The organism is [Clostridium] aminophilum (assembly GCF_900101295.1).
GTDB lineage: Bacteria > Bacillota > Clostridia > Lachnospirales > Lachnospiraceae > Clostridium_R > Clostridium_R aminophilum_A.
The window spans coordinates 1-21,299 of sequence record NZ_FOIL01000023.1; the positions used below are offsets into that span (position 1 = coordinate 1).

At 50.7% G+C, this 21,299-nt stretch carries 17 protein-coding genes and 1 pseudogene; 12 read left to right on the forward strand and 6 right to left on the reverse strand.

Features of this window, described 5'->3' with window-relative positions; translation table 11 throughout:
• Positions 1–166: 166 nt before the first annotated feature.
• The 4 genes from BMW41_RS07430 to BMW41_RS07445 form a co-directional block, all read right to left on the reverse strand.
• Positions 167–586, reverse strand: coding sequence for a type II toxin-antitoxin system HicB family antitoxin (locus BMW41_RS07430; protein ID WP_074649549.1), 420 nt, complete (start codon positions 584–586; stop codon positions 167–169).
• A 26-nt stretch (positions 587–612) separates the two neighbouring features.
• Positions 613–804 carry a type II toxin-antitoxin system HicA family toxin gene (locus BMW41_RS07435; protein ID WP_074649550.1) on the reverse strand — a complete coding sequence of 64 codons (192 nt, stop codon included), beginning with the start codon at positions 802–804 and terminating at the stop codon, positions 613–615.
• Between the two features lie 292 nt (positions 805–1,096).
• A complete protein-coding gene (locus BMW41_RS07440; protein WP_074649551.1) occupies positions 1,097–1,858 on the reverse strand; it encodes an IclR family transcriptional regulator in 762 nt (253 codons plus the stop codon).
• A gap of 2 nt (positions 1,859–1,860) precedes the next feature.
• Positions 1,861–2,289, reverse strand: coding sequence for a hypothetical protein (locus BMW41_RS07445; protein ID WP_074649552.1), 429 nt, complete (start codon positions 2,287–2,289; stop codon positions 1,861–1,863).
• A gap of 184 nt (positions 2,290–2,473) precedes the next feature.
• Between BMW41_RS07445 and BMW41_RS07450 the strand changes: the two genes are divergently transcribed.
• Positions 2,474–4,696: a Tex family protein gene (locus BMW41_RS07450; protein WP_074649553.1), complete on the forward strand. Its 2,223-nt coding sequence runs from the start codon at positions 2,474–2,476 to the stop codon at positions 4,694–4,696.
• A 156-nt stretch (positions 4,697–4,852) separates the two neighbouring features.
• Here BMW41_RS07450 and BMW41_RS07455 read toward each other — a convergent pair whose 3' ends face one another.
• Together BMW41_RS07455 and BMW41_RS07460 are read right to left on the reverse strand one after the other, a co-directional pair.
• On the reverse strand, positions 4,853–5,320 hold the full coding sequence (locus BMW41_RS07455) for an FtsB family cell division protein (protein ID WP_074649554.1): 468 nt from the start codon (positions 5,318–5,320) through the stop codon (positions 4,853–4,855).
• A 136-nt stretch (positions 5,321–5,456) separates the two neighbouring features.
• Entirely contained in the window at positions 5,457–7,088 is a 1,632-nt protein-coding gene (locus tag BMW41_RS07460) for an SEL1-like repeat protein (RefSeq protein ID WP_074649555.1), read from the reverse strand.
• Between the two features lie 563 nt (positions 7,089–7,651).
• Between BMW41_RS07460 and BMW41_RS07465 the strand changes: the two genes are divergently transcribed.
• The 11 genes and pseudogenes from BMW41_RS07465 to BMW41_RS14565 all read left to right on the forward strand — a co-directional run.
• The gene (locus BMW41_RS07465) at positions 7,652–8,611 is read left to right on the forward strand and encodes a tRNA dihydrouridine synthase (RefSeq protein WP_074649556.1); all 960 of its coding nucleotides are present in this window, start codon (positions 7,652–7,654) and stop codon (positions 8,609–8,611) included.
• A 204-nt stretch (positions 8,612–8,815) separates the two neighbouring features.
• Positions 8,816–9,358 (forward strand): nitroreductase family protein, encoded by a 543-nt coding sequence (locus BMW41_RS07470; RefSeq protein WP_074649557.1) that lies wholly within the window; start codon positions 8,816–8,818, stop codon positions 9,356–9,358.
• Positions 9,359–9,583: 225 nt separating this feature from the next.
• A complete protein-coding gene (locus BMW41_RS07475) occupies positions 9,584–9,871 on the forward strand; it encodes a co-chaperone GroES (protein ID WP_031474856.1) in 288 nt (95 codons plus the stop codon).
• Positions 9,872–9,955: 84 nt separating this feature from the next.
• The gene (gene groL, locus BMW41_RS07480; RefSeq protein WP_074649580.1) at positions 9,956–11,572 is read left to right on the forward strand and encodes a chaperonin GroEL; all 1,617 of its coding nucleotides are present in this window, start codon (positions 9,956–9,958) and stop codon (positions 11,570–11,572) included.
• A 411-nt stretch (positions 11,573–11,983) separates the two neighbouring features.
• On the forward strand, positions 11,984–12,976 hold the full coding sequence (locus BMW41_RS07485; protein ID WP_074649558.1) for a polysaccharide deacetylase family protein: 993 nt from the start codon (positions 11,984–11,986) through the stop codon (positions 12,974–12,976).
• 220 nt (positions 12,977–13,196) lie between these two features.
• Positions 13,197–13,532, forward strand: a complete 336-nt coding sequence (locus BMW41_RS07490) for a YerC/YecD family TrpR-related protein (RefSeq protein WP_074649559.1) — start codon at positions 13,197–13,199, stop codon at positions 13,530–13,532.
• A 130-nt stretch (positions 13,533–13,662) separates the two neighbouring features.
• Complete coding sequence (locus BMW41_RS07495) at positions 13,663–14,238, forward strand: nitroreductase family protein (RefSeq protein ID WP_074649560.1); 576 nt, start codon at positions 13,663–13,665, stop codon at positions 14,236–14,238.
• A 319-nt stretch (positions 14,239–14,557) separates the two neighbouring features.
• Positions 14,558–15,508, forward strand: a complete 951-nt coding sequence (locus tag BMW41_RS07500; RefSeq protein ID WP_031474844.1) for a glycosyltransferase family 2 protein — start codon at positions 14,558–14,560, stop codon at positions 15,506–15,508.
• Between the two features lie 92 nt (positions 15,509–15,600).
• Positions 15,601–17,013: a hypothetical protein gene (locus BMW41_RS07505; RefSeq protein WP_143050831.1), complete on the forward strand. Its 1,413-nt coding sequence runs from the start codon at positions 15,601–15,603 to the stop codon at positions 17,011–17,013.
• A 174-nt stretch (positions 17,014–17,187) separates the two neighbouring features.
• Positions 17,188–20,022: a glycosyltransferase family 39 protein gene (locus tag BMW41_RS07510; RefSeq protein WP_177171192.1), complete on the forward strand. Its 2,835-nt coding sequence runs from the start codon at positions 17,188–17,190 to the stop codon at positions 20,020–20,022.
• 550 nt (positions 20,023–20,572) lie between these two features.
• Positions 20,573–21,299: pseudogene (locus tag BMW41_RS14565) on the forward strand (hypothetical protein); the annotation flags it as partial.

A 21,299-nucleotide genomic window follows, 5' to 3' on the forward strand; every position in this document is an offset into this window, starting at 1 on the left:
TAGATATACAGTAGGGATGGAATAGCCCTAACTTATACGCCTGTGGACATTGTGTAAGACATTGAGTTACGTATCATCGTAGCCAATGCAGTAGTGGTTGAAGCAGGAAGCTCCGACTTCAAATGCGTAGCATTAAGTCGGAGTAGTTCACTGTTAAGAGGGATGATTATGCGCGGATTTTTTTGAGAAGCGCTTCCTGCAGAGTTTGAGAAAAATTGATATTTCTCTCCTGTGCGGCTGCATTGAGCCAAGCAGGGATGGTGAGTGTTTTTCGAACGGATTTTTCAAAATGCTCTTTCGCGTATTCTGCGACATCAACAGAAACCATGTTTACGAATGCGCCATTCATATCGGCATCGAGATCCTTGGCAACGGATTCCAAGGACACATCGCTCATTGCAGAAGCAGGCGGAGCCTGATCCCCGTCCTTCTTAAGAGAATAGAGGTAACCGGCCAGACAGTCCACGGCCATATTCATGGCTTCGGTTTCAGTTCTGCCATTCGTTGCCAACCAGTTAAGATCCGGAAATACAACAGAGTATCCGGTTTCATCTTTAAAAAAGCATGCAGGGTATATAGATAACATATGAGAGCCTCCTCTCTTTAGCGGGACTATTTGTCAAGTCCGGCTTGCTTTCTAATGGATTTTTCAACGATTTTACTCAATTCTTTACTATGAAAAGGGATCGTGACCTTTCCGGGCTTGGTTGGATGAACATAATGCCGGTGAGAGCCTTCCTGACTCTTGAATAACCAACCGTCGGCAAGGATTTCTTTTTCCATTTCTCTGGGACGTTTAGGCATAATAATTTCCCTTTCTACTAATATGATACAAATGAACATGCACTAAGTCAACACGTATAAAAATTACATGCATAGAAATGAATTGCGATATTATCGGAAGATTTGAGCGAGAGTATATGGTGATATGTTTTTGGACGATTATTTACGTAAAGAAAACTGAAACAATAAAGAAAATGAGATACAAAGAATCAAAGAGAATGATTTGAGAGGTTTGAGGTTAGACAGTTTAAGGTAAGACCTATGGTAAACAAAAGCAGTCAACGGGCATGTTGACTGCTTTTATGCTTGAATTTCATCGTCTCGGCAGTGAATTCCCGAGAAAATACGACAGCTCGGAGGCGCAGGAAGCAACTTCTTTCTTCAGGCGATCCAGCTGAACTTTTTCCGCAATTCGGGAGTGCGGGACAATGATGCCGACCGACGCCTCGATCTTTCCGTCCGGTCCGAAAACCGGGGAACCGATTCCGCAGGCATCGTGGACATATTCGCCGTAGGAACAGGCGATCCCGTCCCGGCGGATCTCATCCAGCTCGACCTTCAGGGCGCGGCTGCTGATCTGCGGAAATGCGTCCGGATTCGGGACACATTTTTCAAGATAGTAGTCAATATAGTCCTTCGGCTGGAAGGCGAGCAGAACCTTGCGGATCGCGCCGCAGTGAAGATCCAGCTCATAGCCGAATTCCTCGACAACCTTCAGATGATTCGGGCCGTCCACCTTCTGGAGAACGAGACCCTTGTCGCCGACGCGGATCACGAGATAGGTGTCCTCCCGCGTGGTGAAGGCCAGTTTTTTCAGGAGCGGGAGAGCCGCATCCTGGATCCGGTAGTTGCCGGCAGCCGACCGGCCAAGCGGAATCAGCGCCGGACCGAGCTCGTAAGTATGTGAGGATTCGTCTCTGGTCACGTAGCGCATCTCACAGAATGTCTGGAGAATGCGGTGAACGGTGCTCGGCGGAAGTTCTGATTTCGCGGAAATCTCCGCGATGGTGTACTTATGAGTATTGTCCCGGAGGAGTTCCAGAATCTCCATGGAACGCTTCAGGCTCTGAATCATAATCAGACCTCTTCTGCTTTGTCTGCGGAAGCCTCGGCGGTGTCAGCAGCTTCTTCTGCGGCTGTGCCGGCGGTTTCGGCAGAAGCCGGAGCAGCACATTCGCTGTCGGTTACTGCAGTGTCACCGGAATCCTTAGCAGTATCGCCGGTCTTTTCCGGACATTTGCAGGCCTCATCCGCGGTGCTGGCTTTTTCATCCGCACCGTTTTCTGCATCGTCTGTTTTCTTGGAGTTCAGAGAGACGTAATTTCTGCCGGTCTTGGAATCGGTCAGATCTTCCTCGTCATCGAACTCATCGAAGTCATTTTCAAACTCGTGGAAATCCTCACTCAGTTCCTTGTGAAAGGACTTGTACTGTAAGATATAAGAAACTCCTGCAGCGACAGCGCCGGCGATGGCGGCGAGCACAACTAATTTTCCTGTACGTTTCATGATAGATCTCCTTCTCTATAAATGATGTATGTTTCAATATCGCCAGAAATACGGGAAATGCGGGCAAAAGACATGACCGCATTCTTTACATAATTCTAATACGAAGGCCATTAAAATTCAAGGACTGCGGGGAACGGAATCATACAGATTGCACACAAACGCGCGGTAAGGTAAAATAGTCGCTATGGATATTACAAAGATTATTTCAGGGGAACTCGAAATCAAGAACTGGCAGACGGAGGCAGTGATCCGTCTGATCGATGAAGGCAGCACGATACCATTTATCGCCAGATACCGGAAGGAAGCGACGGGGGCGCTGGATGACACGGTACTGCGAAAATTTGCGGAGAGACTGACTTATCTTCGGGCATTGGAAGACCGGAAGAAAACGGTGATCTCGACCATCGAATCTCAGGGGAAAATGACGCCGGCCCTTGCAGAGGCCGTCGAGAAGGCGCAGACGAACGCCGAGCTGGAAGACCTTTACCGCCCGTACCGTCCGAAGAGACGGACCAGAGCGATGATCGCCAGGGAAAAGGGACTGGAGCCGTTAGCAAAATTCCTGATGGATGACCGGGCAGAGACGGATGCAAAGGCGGAGGCCGAAAAATACATCGATGCGGAGAAGGGCATCGACGATGCGGCGCAGGCCCTTCAGATGGCACAGGATATCATCGCGGAAGAGATCTCGGATAGCCCGGAAGAGCGCGCCTGGATCCGCAGGACTGCGGAGGAAAAGGGCGAGATCGTGACGGCGAGGAGAAAACGCAGAGCGTCGAAAGATGTGGCGGAGGAAGCTCCCGTCAATCAGAAGCTCGAGGCGAGGGAGGCAGTCTACGCCAATTACGAGGACTTCCGCGAGCCGGTCCGCTCGATTCCGGGACACCGGGTTCTTGCGCTGAACCGTGGCGAGAAGGAGGAATTCCTCACGGTTTCCATCGACGTGCCGGAAGAGGATGTGCTGCGCCACATGGAGAGAAGACTTCACTGCGACCGCAGGGCAAGCGGCGTGCCGTACCGGAAAGAGGCGGCGAAGGATGCATGGAAGAGACTGATCCTACCGCAGGTGACGACCGAAGTGCGCGGGGAACTCACTGCGAAGGCGGAAGAGGGCGCGATCGGCGTGTTCGGTGCGAACCTCCGCCAGCTCCTTCTGCAGCCGCCGCTGTCCGGGAAGACGGTTCTCGGATGGGATCCGGCATTCCGCACGGGCTGCAAACTGGCGGTTTCCGATCCGGAGGGAAAGATTCTGGCCACCACCGTCATTTACCCGACGGCACCGCAGAATAAGGTAAAAGAGGCGGAAGAGGTTCTGGAAAAACTGATCCGCCGCTACCATGTCGATGTGATCTCGGTGGGCAACGGAACCGCGTCCAGAGAGTCCGAGAAAATCATCGCCGATTTTCTGCGAAGAACGAAGCTGCCGGTGAAATATGCCATCGTCAGCGAGGCGGGGGCCAGCGTGTATTCCGCCAGCGAGACGGCGGCAAAGGAATTTCCGAATTTTGATGTGGGTCAGCGAAGCAGCGCATCCATCGCCAGACGTCTTCAGGATCCGCTGGCAGAGCTGGTGAAGATCGATCCGAAGGCCATCGGTGTCGGCCAGTACCAGCACGATATGAATGAGAAACGGATGGATGAGGCGCTTCGCGGCGTTGTGGAGGATGCGGTCAACAGCGTCGGAGTCAATCTGAATACCGCATCGGCGGTTCTGCTGTCCTTTATCTCCGGAATCTCCGCGACGGTGGCGGAGAATATTGTAAAGTACCGTGAGGAACATGGCGCATTTTCCACTCGAAAGGAACTCCTCAAGGTGCCGAAGCTGGGCCCGAAAGCCTATGAGCAGTGTGCGGGATTTCTGCGGATCCGCGGCGGAAAAGAACCGCTGGATATGACCGGGGTGCATCCGGAAAGCTATGAGGCAGCGAGAACGCTGCTGGCACATTTTGGATGCAGCGAGGAGGATCTGAAAAGCGGCGTGACCCGTTCCATCGCGCAGAAGATCCGGAAGGAGGATCTGAAGAAACTGTCGGAGCAGACAGGGCTCGGCGAATACACGCTGAAGGATGTCATTGACGAGCTCTCCAAACCGGGACGCGACCCGAGAGAAGATGCGCCGGCACCGGTGCTCCGTCAGGATGTCATGGATCTGGAAAGTCTGAAAGAGGGCATGATTCTGACCGGTACGGTCCGCAATATCGTGGATTTCGGCGCTTTTGTCGATATCGGCGTGCATCAGGACGGCCTCGTGCATATCTCACAGCTGGCAGACCGCTTTGTTAAGAATCCACTGGATGTGGTGAGCGTCGGAGATGTGGTGAAAGTCCGCGTGCTCTCGGTTGACGTGGAGCGGAAGAAGATTTCTCTCAGCATGAAGAATGCGGAAGAGGGGAAAAACCGCAGATAAACCGTTTCGCGGGGATCCGACAATAAAACATGGGTATATGTGAAATGGCCTCTGCCGGAAACCGGCAGGGGCCATTTCTGTGGTCATATCAAAAGAAGTTTTCTGTAAACAATGGAAACAAAATGCTGAAAATGCAGAAAACGAATTGTTCTGCTTTTAACGCGGCGGGAGATCTTCTCTCTGGCGGACATATTCCTGTTCCGACCGGTCATAGTACATCAGCTGATCCGCATTCGGCACAACCATATGGAGGTCGCGTTTTGCGGCGAGAGCAATATAGGAGAGATCGGTTTTCAATTCCAGATCGGTCTGCGCGGCAACATTTTCGCTGTGCAGGGTCTGGATTTCGGTCTGAAGTGCATCAATTCTTCGCTGATGTGCTGTGATGGAAGAATATACGCGGATGTAATTCAGACAGATAAAAAGGGTGATCAGGCAGGCTGCGAAAAAAACGGCAGCGTAACCCGGGCCGATCGAGCGCACTCTGGCGCATCGGAAACCGGATGCCTTCTGCTGTTCTTTTTTTCTTCGCTCGGTGAGATCAATTACTTGTGTTTTAACGACCCTCGCGGTATTGCCTTCGACGGAGTAGGTCGTACATAATTTATAATCTTTTCTGACCATGGCCCTTGCCCTCGAACGATCAATAAACCAAAACTATCATAAAATCTATGATGCCACACACATGGTAACACAAAAGTAAAAAAATATAAATAGAAAAATTATATTTTCCATATAGAAAAAACTATATAATGCAGCTTTACTCTTCCCGGATCAGTTGCTCGAGATAGAGAAGAATGACCGGGGTATTCCGGCTGCTGTAAGGGGAATCTGTGGTCAGCTCTTTCTGCAGGAAACGCAGGGCTTCCGCATTGCCAAGCGAGGCAATCTCTTCCAGATCCCGCATGATGGACGGCATATCTCCGCTGTAGTATTCCGGAATATAGGCAAGCCGGTTTGCGAGCGCCCAGGAGGAGGATTTCCCCGGAAGTCCTTCTGCGGCCCGGTTCAGATACCGGAGGGCCCGCTCCCGGTCGGTATGCTCCGGAAAACGGCTCCGGCCTGCAGATTCTTCCGGAACGGAAGGAAAGATACGGCCGTCCAGATAAAACAGGCCGAGCCGGTTCGCGGCCCATCCGATGCCGAAGTCTGCGGCCCGAAGCAGGTGCTGCTCGTAGTCCTGAAGGAGCGGGGAGACATCAGCGGAACCGGACCGTATCCGGTCCGCGCATTCAGCGGCGGCATTGGTCTCCGCATAGATATATCCGCTTTCCGCAGATTTGCGGAAGTAGTAATCCGGTGCCTGAAGAGAGAATTCTTCACGGCGGTTTTCCGGGACTTCCCTGCTGATCCGGCCAAGGAGACAGAGCGCCGCCCCCGGATCGGGAGACTGCGCTGCCGAAAATGCAAAGGATATCGCGCAGCGAATCCGCTCTTCGGCGGAAAACATTTCCAGATCCGGGATTTCCGCACAGTTTTCCAGCGGGTTATTCCGGCCGGCGAGAGGCCGGCGGTAACTGAAGACAATGTACGCGATTCCCCAGAGTGCCGGACCGTAGTCACCGCTGTTCGGAAGCGTGGCAGCGGTTTTGGCGGTCTTCTGCGCGTTTTTGCGGAGTCCGTCCGGCGAAAGGATTCCGGCAGAACGGCAAAAATAGCGGAATGCTGCTCCGGGATCCGGCGTCTGCTTATGCCCCGTGGTTTCCACGAGCAGGCGTATGCCGCAGTGGAAGGACGCGGTCGGATTGGGCGATTCATCGCGGTCGGCGAGTGCTTTTTCCGCAAGGACCGCGGCTTCGCCACCGGAAGGATATCGATCGGTCACGAGGCGGGCGTACTCCGCCGCGCCGTATTCCGGAAACGCGGCAGATGCGGCTTTTTCCGGAAGAATCTTCGAGGCGGCAAAAAAGATATAGAGATACAGCAGTTCGGCGGCATGATCCGGATCGGCCTCCGCCGGATCGGCCGGGCCGGAAGAGGAAAGACGGAGCGCGAGATCCTCGCGCAGCGCAGGCGGATACGGCAGAAATTCGTTGTTTGCCGCATTTCCCTGAGGGATCCGGCTGCAGTATACGTCGGTCTTCCGGACGAACTCCGCAAGAGAGGCGGAGAGTACCGAGAGCTGCATATAGTTCATCTGCATAGTGATATCCGAAAAACGTTTCATGTAGGTGTCTTTGTCGCGGAGTTCGGATATCAGGGCGTGCGAAACCTTCTCCGTCAGGCAGTCATACCGAATAAAGTAACTGATCTTTCTCGGATTTTTGCCGGCGGAGCTGCGGTCAGACGTTATGAAGCTGTAAAATTCCTCTGCGCGCCGGAAGATGGAAACATTCTCCTTGAGATAGTAGTAGAGACTTCCGAACAGCCCGCATTCGTCTTTGCGGCTCATGGTTTCTGAACGACCTTTCTGGTGTTGGTTTCGGTGAGCGTAAAGGGGAGCTTTCAACGAAGAATGAAAGCCCGCCTGATATTGCAGTATTATTATATGATAGAAAAAATATATTAGCAATCATAGAATACAAAACTATTTCAGAAATACGAGGAGAAAAAAATAGTCTTTCCCCATATATTGCTGTTAAGACAGATAGAAACCCAAGAAAAAGGATAATTTAGACCGGTAAAAATGATAGTCAGAGTGAAAATTGAAATAAAATAGAATATATTACAAGAAAAATATAGTTTAATATGGTTAAACAAACAAAGAACTATGGCGAAAGATATATCAAAACTATATTATTGAGCGCTTTGAGCTCGCGGCTTTCGCGGTACCCCGGTCCTGCTTGCAGCTGGGGCACACAGCGGTGCCGGATGAACGCAAGTGCTCGCCGGACGCCTGCCTTTCGTGGTATACTGTTACCGCCTGGAGGAAGAAGTTTGAAAGTAAACTTTCAAACTTTGATCGACGGCTCAAATAGACAGGCAAGCTTGTCTGCTTGAGCCTGGAGGACAAATATGAGATATTATTTTGCGCCCATGGAGGGCGTTACCGGATATCCGTTCCGGAATGCACATACACAGATTTTTCCGGGGATGGACCGCTACTATACGCCGTTTGTGGCCGTCGGCCCGAACATGACGATGCGGAAGCGGGAGATCCGGGATACCGATCCGGCCAATGACGAGACGGGCTGCCTGATTCCGCAGGTTCTGACCTCCCACGCGGAGAGCCTCGTGTGGGCGATGGAAATCTTTGCCGAAAAGGGATACCGGGAAGTGAATCTGAATCTCGGCTGTCCGTCACCGACGGTCGTGACCAAGGGGAAAGGCGCCGGAATGCTGAAGGATCCGACGGCACTGGATATGTTTCTCGAGGATACCTTTGATGGGCTGGAGAAGAAAGGGCTTTCCGGGCGGATACGGCTCTCGGTGAAGACCCGGCTCGGCGTCACCGATGCGGCGGAGATGAAGACGCTGACGGAGATCTACAACCGCTATCCGATCTCGGAACTCTGCATCCATGCACGGACTCTTGCCGCAAAATACGGGGGAGAACCGGATCTGGACGCATTTGCCGTTGCGTGCCGCGATGCGGTGATGCCAGTATGCTATAACGGAAACATTTTTACAAAGGAAGAAATGCAGAAGCTGGCAGAACGTTTTCCTGCTTCGGATTTCCCGCGGCTGGAAGCCGTGATGCTGGGGCGGGGAATCGTGGCGGATCCGGCGCTTCAGCGAGAATGTGCCGGCGGAGAAGCGGCGTCGGGAGAAGAACTTCAGAGGTTTCTGACGGAACTTCTCCGGCGTTACCGTCAGGAGATTCCGGAAGACAATAATATTCTGTTCCGGATGAAGGAGCTCTGGGCCTATCTCGGAGACCGGTTCCCGGAGGATGAAAAAAAGCTGAAGAAAGTCCGGAAAGCAAAAAAGATGGCAGAATACGAAGCGGCGGTTTCGGAACTGCTGAACAGCTGAGTTGCTGAACGGCCGAGCTACGGTGCGGCAGAATTGTTGAACTGCGGATCTGCCGAACTGCCGCGCAGATGAATTGCTGAGCTGCTGAGGTGTTGAACTGCTGTGTTTCTGCGCCGGGAACGGAAGGGAGACGGTTCGCCGTTAGGATCCGTCCGGGACAGCCGGGAGGACTGCCGTGAGAGAATGATGAGGAGGATACTATTTATGGAAACAATGGAAAATATTGTCACAAGAAGAAGCATTCGAAAATATACGGACGAACCGGTGACCAGAGAGGATATCAAGCGCTGTGTGGAAGCGGCGAGATTTGCGCCGAGCTGGAAGAATACACAGACAACGCGGTATATTGCGGTCTTTGACAAGGAGATGAAAGAGCGGATCGCAAACGAGTGTGTGTGCGATTTTGAATTCAACCGCAACAACATTAACAGCGCAGCGGCGCTGATTGTGGAGACAACGGTGGAGAAGCGTTCCGGATTTGAGAAGGATGGATCATTTTCCACCACGAAGGGAACTCACTGGCAGTCCTTCGACGCGGGCCTTGCGGCGGAGGCGTTCTGCCTTGCGGCCCATGATCTCGGCCTTGGCACGGTAATTCTCGGCGTATTCGATGAACAGAAAGTAAAAGAAGTGGTCAATGTTCCGGAGGGACAGAGCATATCCGCACTGATTCTGATCGGACATCCGGATCAGGCTCCGAAAGCACCGCTTCGCAAGGAAGTGGAAGAACTGATTTCCTATCGCTGAGACGGAATGAGGATGCCGGGTCCGTCTGGTTTTGGCGCCTGTTTCCTTCAGATTCCGGCATCCGTCTCCGGCTGAGTGACAGCCCTTTGTCGGGATTCACGAAAATATTAGCACTCAAATGTTGACACTGCTAACAAAGCGTGCTATAACTTGTCTTGTGATCAGAAAAGGCCCTGAAAGGGACCTTGGCACATACATTTTTTACAGCTGAGGAGGAAGCAAGTAATGACAGCAAGACCGTTATTTGACAATGTTGTTTTAAAGCCGATCGTTGAAGAGGAGAAGACCGCTTCCGGCATCGTTCTTCCGGGCGGAGAGAAAGAAAAGCCGCAGCAGGCAGAAGTTGTCGCAGTAGGACCGGGAGAGCTTGCAGACGGAACCAAGGTTACCATGCAGGTTAAGGTTGGCGACAAGGTAATCTATGGAAAGTACAGCGGCACAGAGATCGAGATCAGCAAGGACGAGAAGTACGTTGTTGTTGAGCAGAAAGACATCAAGTGCGTTCTGGACTGATTTGTTGACCGGAACAGATAAGCATAGAAATTGAACAGAGGATTCCGCGGAAAACAGCGGGATCGTGATTCGGAGGTAATGATCATGGCAAAGGAACTTAAATTCGGAGTTGACGCCAGAAAGGCTCTGGCAGCCGGCGTTAATCAGCTTGCAGATACTGTTAAAGTAACCATCGGACCGAAGGGCAGAAACGTTGTTCTGGATAAGGCATACGGCGCACCGCTGATCACCAACGACGGCGTTACCATCGCAAAGGAGATCGAGCTTGCCGATGCATATGAGAACATGGGCGCTCAGCTGGTTCGCGAAGTTGCAACTAAGACCAACGATGTTGCCGGTGACGGTACCACAACGGCCACCGTTCTTGCACAGGCAATGATCAACGAAGGTATGAAGAACCTGGAGGCAGGCGCAAACCCGATCGTTCTCAGAAAGGGAATGAAGAAGGCTACCGATGCGGCTGTTGAGGCGATCAAGAAGATGAGCCATCCGGTTAAGGGACAGGACGACATCGCAAGAGTTGCCGCTATCTCTTCTGCAGATGAGGAAGTCGGCAAGATGGTTGCGGACGCAATGGAGAAGGTTTCCAAGGACGGCGTGATCACCATCGAGGAGTCCAAGACCATGATGACAGAGCTTGACCTGGTTGAAGGTATGCAGTTCGACAGAGGTTATGTATCCGCCTACATGTGCAATGATATGGAGAAAATGGAGGCAAATCTCGAGGATCCGTACATCCTGATCACCGACAAGAAGATCTCCAACATTCAGGAAATCCTTCCGCTTCTGGAGCAGATCGTAAAGATGGGCGCTAAGCTCCTGATCGTTGCAGAGGATGTCGAGGGTGAGGCTCTGACAACCCTGATCGTCAACAAGCTGAGAGGTACTTTCGATGTTGTTGCGGTTAAGGCTCCGGGCTACGGCGACAGAAGAAAAGAAATGCTGAAGGATATCGCAATCCTGACCGGCGGTGAGGTTATCTCCAGCGAGCTCGGCCTTGAGCTGAAGGATGCAACCATCCAGCAGCTTGGACGTGCAAAGTCCGTTAAGATCCAGAAGGAGAATACCACGATCGTTGACGGCGAGGGCGATAAGAGCGCAATCGCTGACAGAATCGCTCAGATCAAGGCTCAGATTGAGGAGACCACTTCTTCCTTCGATAAGGAGAAACTTCAGGAGAGATTGGCAAAGCTCGCAGGCGGTGTTGCGGTTATCCGCGTCGGCGCTGCAACCGAGACAGAGATGAAGGAAGCAAAGCTGAGAATGGAAGATGCTCTCAACGCTGCAAGAGCAGCTGTGGAAGAGGGCGTTGTATCCGGCGGCGGTTCCGCATACATCCACGCAGAGAAGGCTGTTGAGACCGTTGCTGCAGAACTGGAAGGTGATGAGAAGACCGGTGCGAAGATTATCCTGAAGGCACTGGAAGCTCCGCTGACTCAGATCGCCATCAACGCAGGACTTGAGGGCGCCGTAATCGTCAACAAGGTAAAGGAGTCTGGCGAGGGTCAGGGCTTCGATGCTTACAACGAGGTTTATGTTGACATGATCGAGAACGGTATCCTGGATCCGACCAAGGTTTCCAGATCCGCTCTTCAGAACGCTACTTCCGTAGCTTCCACCTTCCTCACAACCGAGGCGGCGGTTGCTACCATCAAGGAGCCGGCTCCGGCTATGCCGGCACCGCAGCCGGGAATGATGTAATCCGCAGGAAAATATCCCCGGATACCATCGGTCCGTTGTTATAACAGAGAATATGAGAGGACTTCCGATTTTGAATCGGAGGTCCTCTTTTTTTCTGTACGCGAGCAACGAGCAAAAGCCTGCGCTTGCGCGAGACCCTGGTGACTGCCGCGATGACGAGCGAAATTCGAGAAGCGTGTTTTGTCTCGTTTCACAGGAAAAATTCTTCGGAATTCCTGTGGAACAAAACTGCTCCGCCGATTCCGGACCGCAAAAGACAGGAAGCGGGCGCAAATCTGTCTGTGTGATTTGCGGCGAGCCTACCCCGACGGGGAAAATTAGTGTACAATAATACTATGTATGCAGAAGAGTTCCCGTGGATGGAATCGGACAGTATCATCCGAACGGGAGTGCGAAGAGGGGAACCGGAATATGAAGAAAACGAGATGGATCGGATTGACAGTGGCTGCGGCCATTACCGTCGCGGCAGCGGGAACCGTATATGCGGGAACAAACGGAAAGCAGGCGACGGGGCCGGCGCTGGAGGCGGAAAAGAGAAAGGTTCCGGAAGAAAACGGGAACGGTTCTGCCGGGGGAAGCACGGGTTCCGGCCGTCAGGCGGGAAGTACCGAGACCGGGCAGAATACAGAGAACCGGAAAGGCGGATACGATTATCAGATTGCGGTCAAGCCGGACGATCAGGCGTGGGCCGATCTTCAGGCTGCGCCCGCGGGTGGCGCAAAAGGCCAGTGGGGCAATTATCAGCCGACGCCGAATGCGGTGCCGAAGGGCAATGACGACGAGGCAAAGATGCACACATACGGTGCATATTCCCGGTCTTCGGACACGGAATCCAAAGTGCTGTATCTCACCTTTGACGAGGGATATGAGAACGGATATACGCCGGCGATTCTGGATACCCTGGCGAAGCACGGCATTAAGACAACATTTTTCTGCACCGGGGAATTCATGCAGACGCAGCCGGAACTGGTCAGGAGAATGGTGAATGAGGGTCATATTGTCGGAAATCACACGTGGAGTCATCCGCATATGAATACAATCACGACACATGAGGCATTCTGGAATCAACTGAAGCAGAATTCCGATCTCTTTAAGACGATTACCGGACTGGAAATGCCGCGGTATTTCCGCGCACCGGAGGGCGGTTATTCGGATGCGATCTATGCACAGGCACAGGCAATGGGGTATAAGACGATCTACTGGACCGTCGCATACGGTGATTACGATACGAAGAAACAGCCGGATCATGCGTCTGCGATGACGACACTGAACCGGAGAATCCATCCGGGCGCGGTAATTCTTCTTCACGCCGTATCGAAGACCAACACGGAAATTCTGGATGAATTACTGACCGGATGGGAAAACCAGGGATATACGTTCGGAACGCTTGACCGGCTGCAGTGATTGGAATTCCGATAACGCCCCGCCGGATGATGATGGGAATATAACTTGAGTTCAGAGAAAAGATGAAATTTTTGCATGGCATGCTTTAAAGCATTTAAGCGTTGTAAAGGAAAAGCAAAGAGAATATAATAGAGATATCATATTCGAAAGTAAATAATACGTATTGAAAAACGTGATGAACGGTCGGATACATGACAGAAGATGTTTGGGAGGTTATTCTATGCCGAGAAACCAGAAGAGAGAACACAGCATGGCACTCTATGAGGCAATCCTGGATTTGAAGGATGTCGATGAGTGCAGACGTTTTTTTGAGGATCTGTGTGCAGCGACCGAACTTCAGACGATGGAACAGAGATTTGATGTCGCTTCCCTTCTTATGAATGACGAGGTGTATACGGAGATCGCAAAGAAGACGAATGCCAGCAGCGCTACAATCAGCCGCGTGAACCGGATGCTGAATTTCGGTACCGGGGTTCTGCCGGAGATTATCCGTACACGTCTTGAGAACGGAAAGATTCCGATGGCGGTACGTGAGACCAAAGAAGACGGAAGATGAAAGCCGAGCTGGAAAAAGACAGATGCGGCAGGCCGCCGAAGAGGTCTGGCGGTCGGCGCAGACAGCGATCTCCGATCAAAGGATGCAGGAGAAACATAACGGTTTTCGATCATAGAGGGGAGGTTCGGACATGGAACTTGGCCGGCTTTTTCAGGGATGCAGAACCTATCGCAGATTTCTGCAGGAACCGGTGCCGGAAGAAGTGATTCTGGAGATGCTGGATAACGTGCGAATGGTATCCAGTGCGGGAAATCATCAGACGCTGCGGTTTGTCGCAGTCCGGAACCCGGAGACGGTGGAACGCATTCAGCCTCTGGTAAAATGGGCGGCCATGCTTCCGAAAGAAATCGGTACGCCGAAGAAGCATGAACAGCCGACAGCCTGGATCGCAATCGTGAAAACCCCGGAATCCGGTCCGTGGTCCGATGTGGATGCCGGAATTGCGGTGGAGAGTCTGGTTATGACGGCGTACAGCCGGGGCATCGGAAGCTGCATCATGGGCGCGATTGATGCGCCGGCAATTGCAAAGATTCTGGATCTTCCGGACGGATACAGCATCCGTATGATGATCGCGCTCGGAAAACCGGCATGTGAAAGCCATATCGTTGACGTGCCGGAAAACGGGGAATTGAAATATTATGTGGATGAGAACCGGAATTATTACGTACCGAAGAGAAGCACGGACGAATTGGCGCATATCATCTGAAAACAGAAGATGAATTTGATCGGGAAGAACGGCAGAAAACCTGTCGTTCTTTTTTTGTTTCATCGTAAATTTCTCCGAAATTCCCGATGAAACAAAAAACGCTCCGCGAGGACGTTCATGTCGCTGCTGGTAAGGTGTGACCGTACGGTGCCGTATGGATGAGATCAGGAATCTGAATGCATTTCATTACCAAAAAGTTGCTTTTGATGCAAAATAGACAAAAATACGAAGAAAATAATTGACACTATCGTGCATAAAGCCTATAACAATATAGAATAAAAGAATTTTGTCATAAAGATTGATTTTTTTAGGAAAAAGCATGGACGAGAAACCAATACTCTGGATTGTGATTCCCTGTTACAACGAGCAGGAAGTTCTGCCAATTACATGTACGATGTTTTTGGAAAAGATTCAATCGCTTGTGAACAGGGGGATGATTCGGGATGAAAGCCGGATCCTGTTTGTAAATGATGGGAGCCGGGATGATACCTGGAGCATTATTCAGAAACTGACGGAGCAGGATTCCCATTACAGGGGAATTTCGCTGAGCCGTAACCGGGGACATCAGAATGCTCTGCTTGCAGGACTGATGGAGTCGAAGGAACGATGTGACATTACCATTTCCATTGACTGCGACGGACAGGATGACATTGATGCCATGGATGAGATGGTCCGCGCATACATGGAAGGGTATGAGGTGGTTTACGGTGTTCGAAGCAAAAGAGATACGGACAGCTTTTTTAAGCGAACAACGGCGGAAGGTTTTTATCATCTGATGAATCGCATGGGAGCGGAGGTTGTCTTTAATCATGCGGATTATCGACTGATTTCAAAACGGGTTCTTGAGAAATTTGCGGAGTTTGAGGAAGTGAATCTTTTTCTTCGCGGGCTCATCCCGCTGGTGGGATTCCGCAGCACTACCGTATTCTATGAGCGCAGGGAAAGAATTGCCGGAGAGAGCCATTATCCGCTGAAAAAGATGCTGGCGCTGGCATTTGACGGGATCACGAGTCTTTCTGTCAAACCGATCCGGCTTGTGACACTTCTTGGTTTCATTATTTCTCTCATCAGTTTTCTCGGAGTGATGTGGGCTGTGATCCAGGCCATTTGCGGAAAGACTGTTTGGGGCTGGGCAAGTACGACGAGTATCATCTGTTTTGTTTCCGGCTGTCAGATGCTTTCTTTGGGCGTGATCGGAGAATATATCGGAAAAATCTATATGGAGACGAAAAAAAGGCCAAGATACATCATTGATAAGCGGATTCTTTGACGGATAGCTGTTTTAGGAGAATCATTTCGATGAATCAGTGTTTTTATTTTTTTTATATAAAAACAAATTTATAACAAGGGAAGGATGAAAAGGTGAAGAAAAAAAGGCTATCAAAGCGATTGGCGGTGATCGGTCTGAGTGCGATGCTGATTGGCACGAGGATGACATTTGTGATCAATGCCGCACCGCATCAGGTCACGGCGGAGGACATGGACGGTCTCCGGCTAATGTTTGATGCAAAAGTGTATGCAGAATTAAACAAGGATGTTGTGGACCAGCTGGGGACAGATCCGGAAAAGCTGTTTGAACATTTCGTCACAAAGGGAATCTATGAGGCGAGATGCTGCAACGCAAATTTTGACGTAAATGCGTATTTTTCTGCATACGAAGATCTTCGAAGTGTATTCGGAGATGACATCGTAAGCTATTATACGCATTACGCCCTTCATGCGGCAGAGGAGCAGCGTGTTCTGACAACGTATGAGGCATGCGCGGAGAATGGCGTTCCGATTACGGATTTCAACGGAAACACGGTGGAATATGATCCGCAGGATAAGCATCATAGTATTCCGGAAGGCACTGTCGTGTCAGACATCTCCAACCCGCTGAGTCTCGGCGGAAACAAGAGCAACAATGACAGCGGAAATCAGTATGATTCCGGAGACGATGATGACGATGATGACAATTTCTATCGTCCGAGCGTCGCACCGAGTGAGAAACCGGTGCCGAGTATCACACCGAGTGAGAAACCGGTGCCGAGTATCACACCAAGTGAGATGCCGGAACCGAGTATAACGCCGAGCGAGGAGCCGAGTTTCGAGCCAAGCTGGTCGCCGAGTTTCGAGCCGAGCTGGTCACCGAGTGAGGCTCCGGTACCGAGCTGGTATCCGAGTGAGGCCCCGGTACCGAGCTGGTACCCGAGTGAAGAACCGGTTGTGAGTGAAGCTCCGGCAGCGAGCTGGTCACCGAGTGAGGCCCCGGTCCCGAGCTGGTCACCGAGTGAGGCTCCGGTCCCGAGCTGGTCACCGAGTGAAGAGCCGAGCGTAGCACCGGAGGCGAGTGCGGCACCGATAGCACCGGCAAGCCAGAGCCCGGAAGAACCGGAGAAGAAACCGGAAAAACCGGAGAAGAAACCGGAAAAACCGGAGAAGAAGCCGGAAAACCCGAGTGAGGAGCCGACAAACCAGAGTGAGGCCCCGGTAGATCCGAGTGAGGCACCGGTAGATCCGAGTGAGGCCCCGGTAGATCCGAGTGAGGCACCGGTAGATCCGAGTGAGGCACCGGTAGATCCGAGTGAGGCACCGGCAGATCCGAGTGAAGCACCGGTAGATCCGAGTGAGGCACCGGCAGATCCGAGTGAAGCTCCGGCCCCGAGCGGCAATCCGGACTCAAACAGTGATCAGAAGTCACAGTCCGACAACAACGGTGGAACCGGAAATACCGGCGGATCCGGCAACTCCGGAGGTGGGGGGGGATTTAAGCCGGCTCCGGAACCAAAAAAATGATTCATCCGGTTCTCTTACCGGGCAGACTGTAGAATAAGAGAAACGTAACGTATCGTACTCTTTAACGAGGAATGACGGAGAGAGATCTCTATATCAGAGATGATATAGAGATCTTTTTTCGGATAATGGTGTACTATGAAACCGACAAAAGGCAAAAACAAAGAAATTATCTGGATGATCCTGATCAGTTTGGCAGCATTTGTTCTGAGATATATGTTTCGCGATGTGATCAGCAACGACATGAGAAATTGTCTTCTTCCCTGGTATGAGATGATTGCGGGGATGGATCTGCGGACCGCATTGACCACACAGGTTGGAAATTATAATTTTCTGTACCAGTTGCTGATTTATTTTCTGACTCTTCTGCCGGGCGAAGCAATGATGAAATACAAGATGCTTTCCGTCCTGTTTGACTTTCTTCTGGCAGGAGGAGTCTGGCTTTTTTTGCGGGATATTTATGGACAAAGAAAAGCGATCGCCGGATATGCGGCGGTCCTCTTTCTTCCGACCGTATGGCTGAATTCAGCGGCCTGGGGGCAGTGCGACAGTATGTATGCCGCCATGATTATCTGGGCGATGTATTTTCTGCACCGTAATCGGATCTGTACCTCGTTTGCGTTTCTCGGAGTTGCGTTTGCTATTAAGCTTCAGACAATATTTATTATTCCGTTTTACGGTTTTTTATTTTTGGATGGTCTGATTCAAAAAAAAGGGAAGATTCGGATTTATCATTTCCTGATTATTCCGGCGGCAATGATTGCGACTGCTATTCCAAACCTTTTCTGTGGAAGGCCGGTCTGGGATATGATCTCCGTATACAGCAGTCAGACCGTGGAATATGATTCCATCACCAAAAATTATCCCAGTGTCTGGAATCTCTGGAAACTGTCCTATCATGCGGATAAATGGTGGTGCATCGGTGTAACTGCGCTGATTCTCATGGGGCTGCTGTACTGGTTTTGTCTTAAGAAAGCAGATATGAGAAAACGCCATTTCTTATGGTGCGCGTTTCTGCTGACGTATACCTGCGTTCTTTTTCTTCCGGCAATGCATGAGCGGTATGGTTTTCTGTATGAGATTATTGCGGTGCTTCTTGCGTTTTGTACCGGCTGCGGATGGATCATCGCGTTTTCGGTCCAGCTTGTCAACATGAAGACGTATTTCGCATACCTCTACGGTACACCGCAGAATATGGAACTGTTGAGCATATGCAACCTTGCGATATATCTGTTTTCGATCTATGCATTTCACCGGGAGATGGAGGGAAGACCGATTGAAATGGAAATCCTCCGGCGTGAGGAAAACACGGAGGGCGGAACAGACCGGATCCGGTCGGCATCGACAATGGTCATTTCTTCGCTGGACAGGAAAGCCATGGCTGCACTGACCTTCCTTTTTCTGGTATTTGGTTCCATGCATCTGGGACAGATGAAAGCACCGGTGACTGCGGCGCAGGTCGGAAAGGAAACGGAAGCCGGGACCGATGTTCTGGTTTCATTGAGACAGAAACAGAAGGTTCACTCCATCTGCATTTATTCCAAGATGGCACCGAAGGATCCGATTACGGTCTATTATGCGAAGGATGGGAAATGGGAGCCGATCGGAAAGGATCTGACACTTGGCGGTGTCTTCACATGGAAAGAGATCGTAGCCGATGTGGAAACGCATCAGTTTTGTGTGATTTTCTCAGCCGGAAAGGACGAGATTGCGGAGATTGCCTGCATGGACGAGGAGGGGAAAAGGATTCCGCTCATTCCGTCCGGGACGCCGAAAGAACTGTTCGACGAGCAGGAGTGCATTCCGGAGATTCCCAACGGATTCTATTCGATGACGTTTGATGAAGTCTATCATGGACGGACGGCATATGAGTTTTTGCATGGAATGCCGATTTATGAGAATACACATCCGCCTCTCGGAAAAAGCATTATCTCCGTCGGTATCGCGATCTTTGGTATGAATCCCTTCGGGTACCGGATTGCCAGCCTGATCTTCGGTGCGCTGTGTATTCCGGTCATGTATCTGATTGCACTGAGAATCTGCGGCAGATCGGACTATGCGGTGCTGGGAACGGTTCTTCAGATCACGGAGTTCATGCATTATACGCTCTCCCGGATTGCCACGATCGACATTTTTGTCGCGTTTTTTGTGATATGTCTGTTCTACGGACTGATTGCATTTCTTCAGGAAGAAAGACTGCGTTATCTTGTGATGTCAGGTGCGGCATTTGCCTTAGGTGTGGCGACAAAATGGACCGCTCTGTATACCGTGCCCGCCGTGGCGGTGATTCTTCTGGGATGGATGGCCGTCAGAATGCAGATGCGGGAACGCAGTATGGCGCCGTTCCGGTGGGGAGACTCTCTGCGAGGGGCAGGACCTTTCCGCTTTATCGGGATCTGCCTTGCGTGTTTTGCGGCAGCGCCGGCACTGGTATATGCGCTGTCTTATATTCCCTTCGCAAGGGTATACGAGGGGCAGAATATCTTCCAGCACGCGGTATCCAACAGCATTCATATGCTGAATTACCATGAGGGAGCGCTGAAACCACATCCGTATTCTTCACCCTGGTACACTTGGCTGTTTGACTGGATACCTCTGGTGGATTTCCGTACTTCGTTTCAGGGAGTAAAGAGTTCGATCTCTACTTTTGTGAATCCGCTGGTCTGCTATGCGGGACTTGCAGCGGTCGCTCACCATATCTATCTTGCATATAAGAAGAATATGACAGCAGTGGTCCTGCTCATCTTTTATCTGGCAATGCTGCTTCCATGGGTGATGATTTCAAGGACGGTATTCATTTACCAGTATTTTATCTGCACGAAGGTTCTGATTGTGATGATTCTTCACAGCATCCGGAATCTTGGCTTTGTGAAGGAAAAGAAGGTGCTTTGTCTGACCGGGGGGCTGTCAGCGGCATTCTTCATCCTGTACTTTCCGGTGATCTCCGGGGTTGCGGCCAGTGAGCTCTATATCAATGAAATTCTGAAGATATTGCCGATGTGGAAGTTCTAAATACAGCCCGTATCATATTAAGAAATGAAGTCCGCGAGCTTCTGTCAGAAATGATGGGAACTCGCGGATTTTGTTTGCGCGTCTAACTTGCCAAAGCCCACGCCATAGGGAGGTCCTGACGACTGCCGGGATAACGAATGAAACTCGCGAAGGGTGTTTCGAGTCACCAAGATCGAAGAATCTGAAAAAAAATTTTGCAAAAATACATGTCATTTTGGTACAGGAAAAATGAACTTCATGAAATAAAATTGTGAAAATGCATTATATACAAGTGTTATAAAATAAAAAAATAATATAAAATAGATGTAAATATAATATTGTGCGATAATTGACGCTGTTGAATTGAAGTGCCATATTATAAGTGAGTTTTGGGAGTTTGCCATGATCAGGAGAACTGAAAAGAGCGATTGAAAAGAAAAAGGTACTCTGGATTTCAGAGAGTCAGTTGGCGGGACTGATGGAGGTAAATGGAACATATTTAGAAAAACATGTTTTATCCCGGAACGGATGCTTTAATGAACTTGATTTTGCAGGAAGGGAAGGAGAAAAGGTGAGGAGTAGAAGGCTGTCAAAGCGACTGGCGGTGATTGGCCTGAGTGCAATGTTGATCGGCGCAAGGACGACATTTGTGATCAGTGCCGCACCGCATCAGGTTACAGCGGAGGACAAGGATGGACTCCGGTTAATCTTTGATGCAAAGGTTTATGCAGAATTGAACAAGGATGTTGTGGACCAGTTGGGAACAGATCCGGAAAAACTGTTTGAACACTTCATCACAAATGGTATTTATGAGGCAAGATGCTGTAATGCAAATTTGGATGTCAATGCGTATTTTTCTGCATATGAGGATCTTCGAAATGCATTCGGAGATGATATCGTAAGCTATTATACGCATTATGCTCTCCATGCAGCAGAGGAAGAGCGAAATCTGACCACGTATGAGGCTTGTGCCGCGAACGGCATTGAGGTTAAGGATTTCAGCGGAAATACAGTTCAATATGATCCACAGGACAAACATCACGGTGTTTCGGGAGGCGCATCTGTAGTGAATCCGGGTAATCCGAAAACTCTTTTTGAGAATAATGGAAGCGGAGATCATCACGATTCAGGCGACGATGATGACGATGATAATAATTATTCCTATCGTCCGAGTGTGGCACCGAGTGAGAAACCGGAACCAAGTATTATACCGAGTGTAGCACCGAGTGATAAACCGGAGCCGAGTATTATGCCGAGCGTGGAGCCGAGTGAAGCTCCGGCAGTGAGTGAAGCTCCGG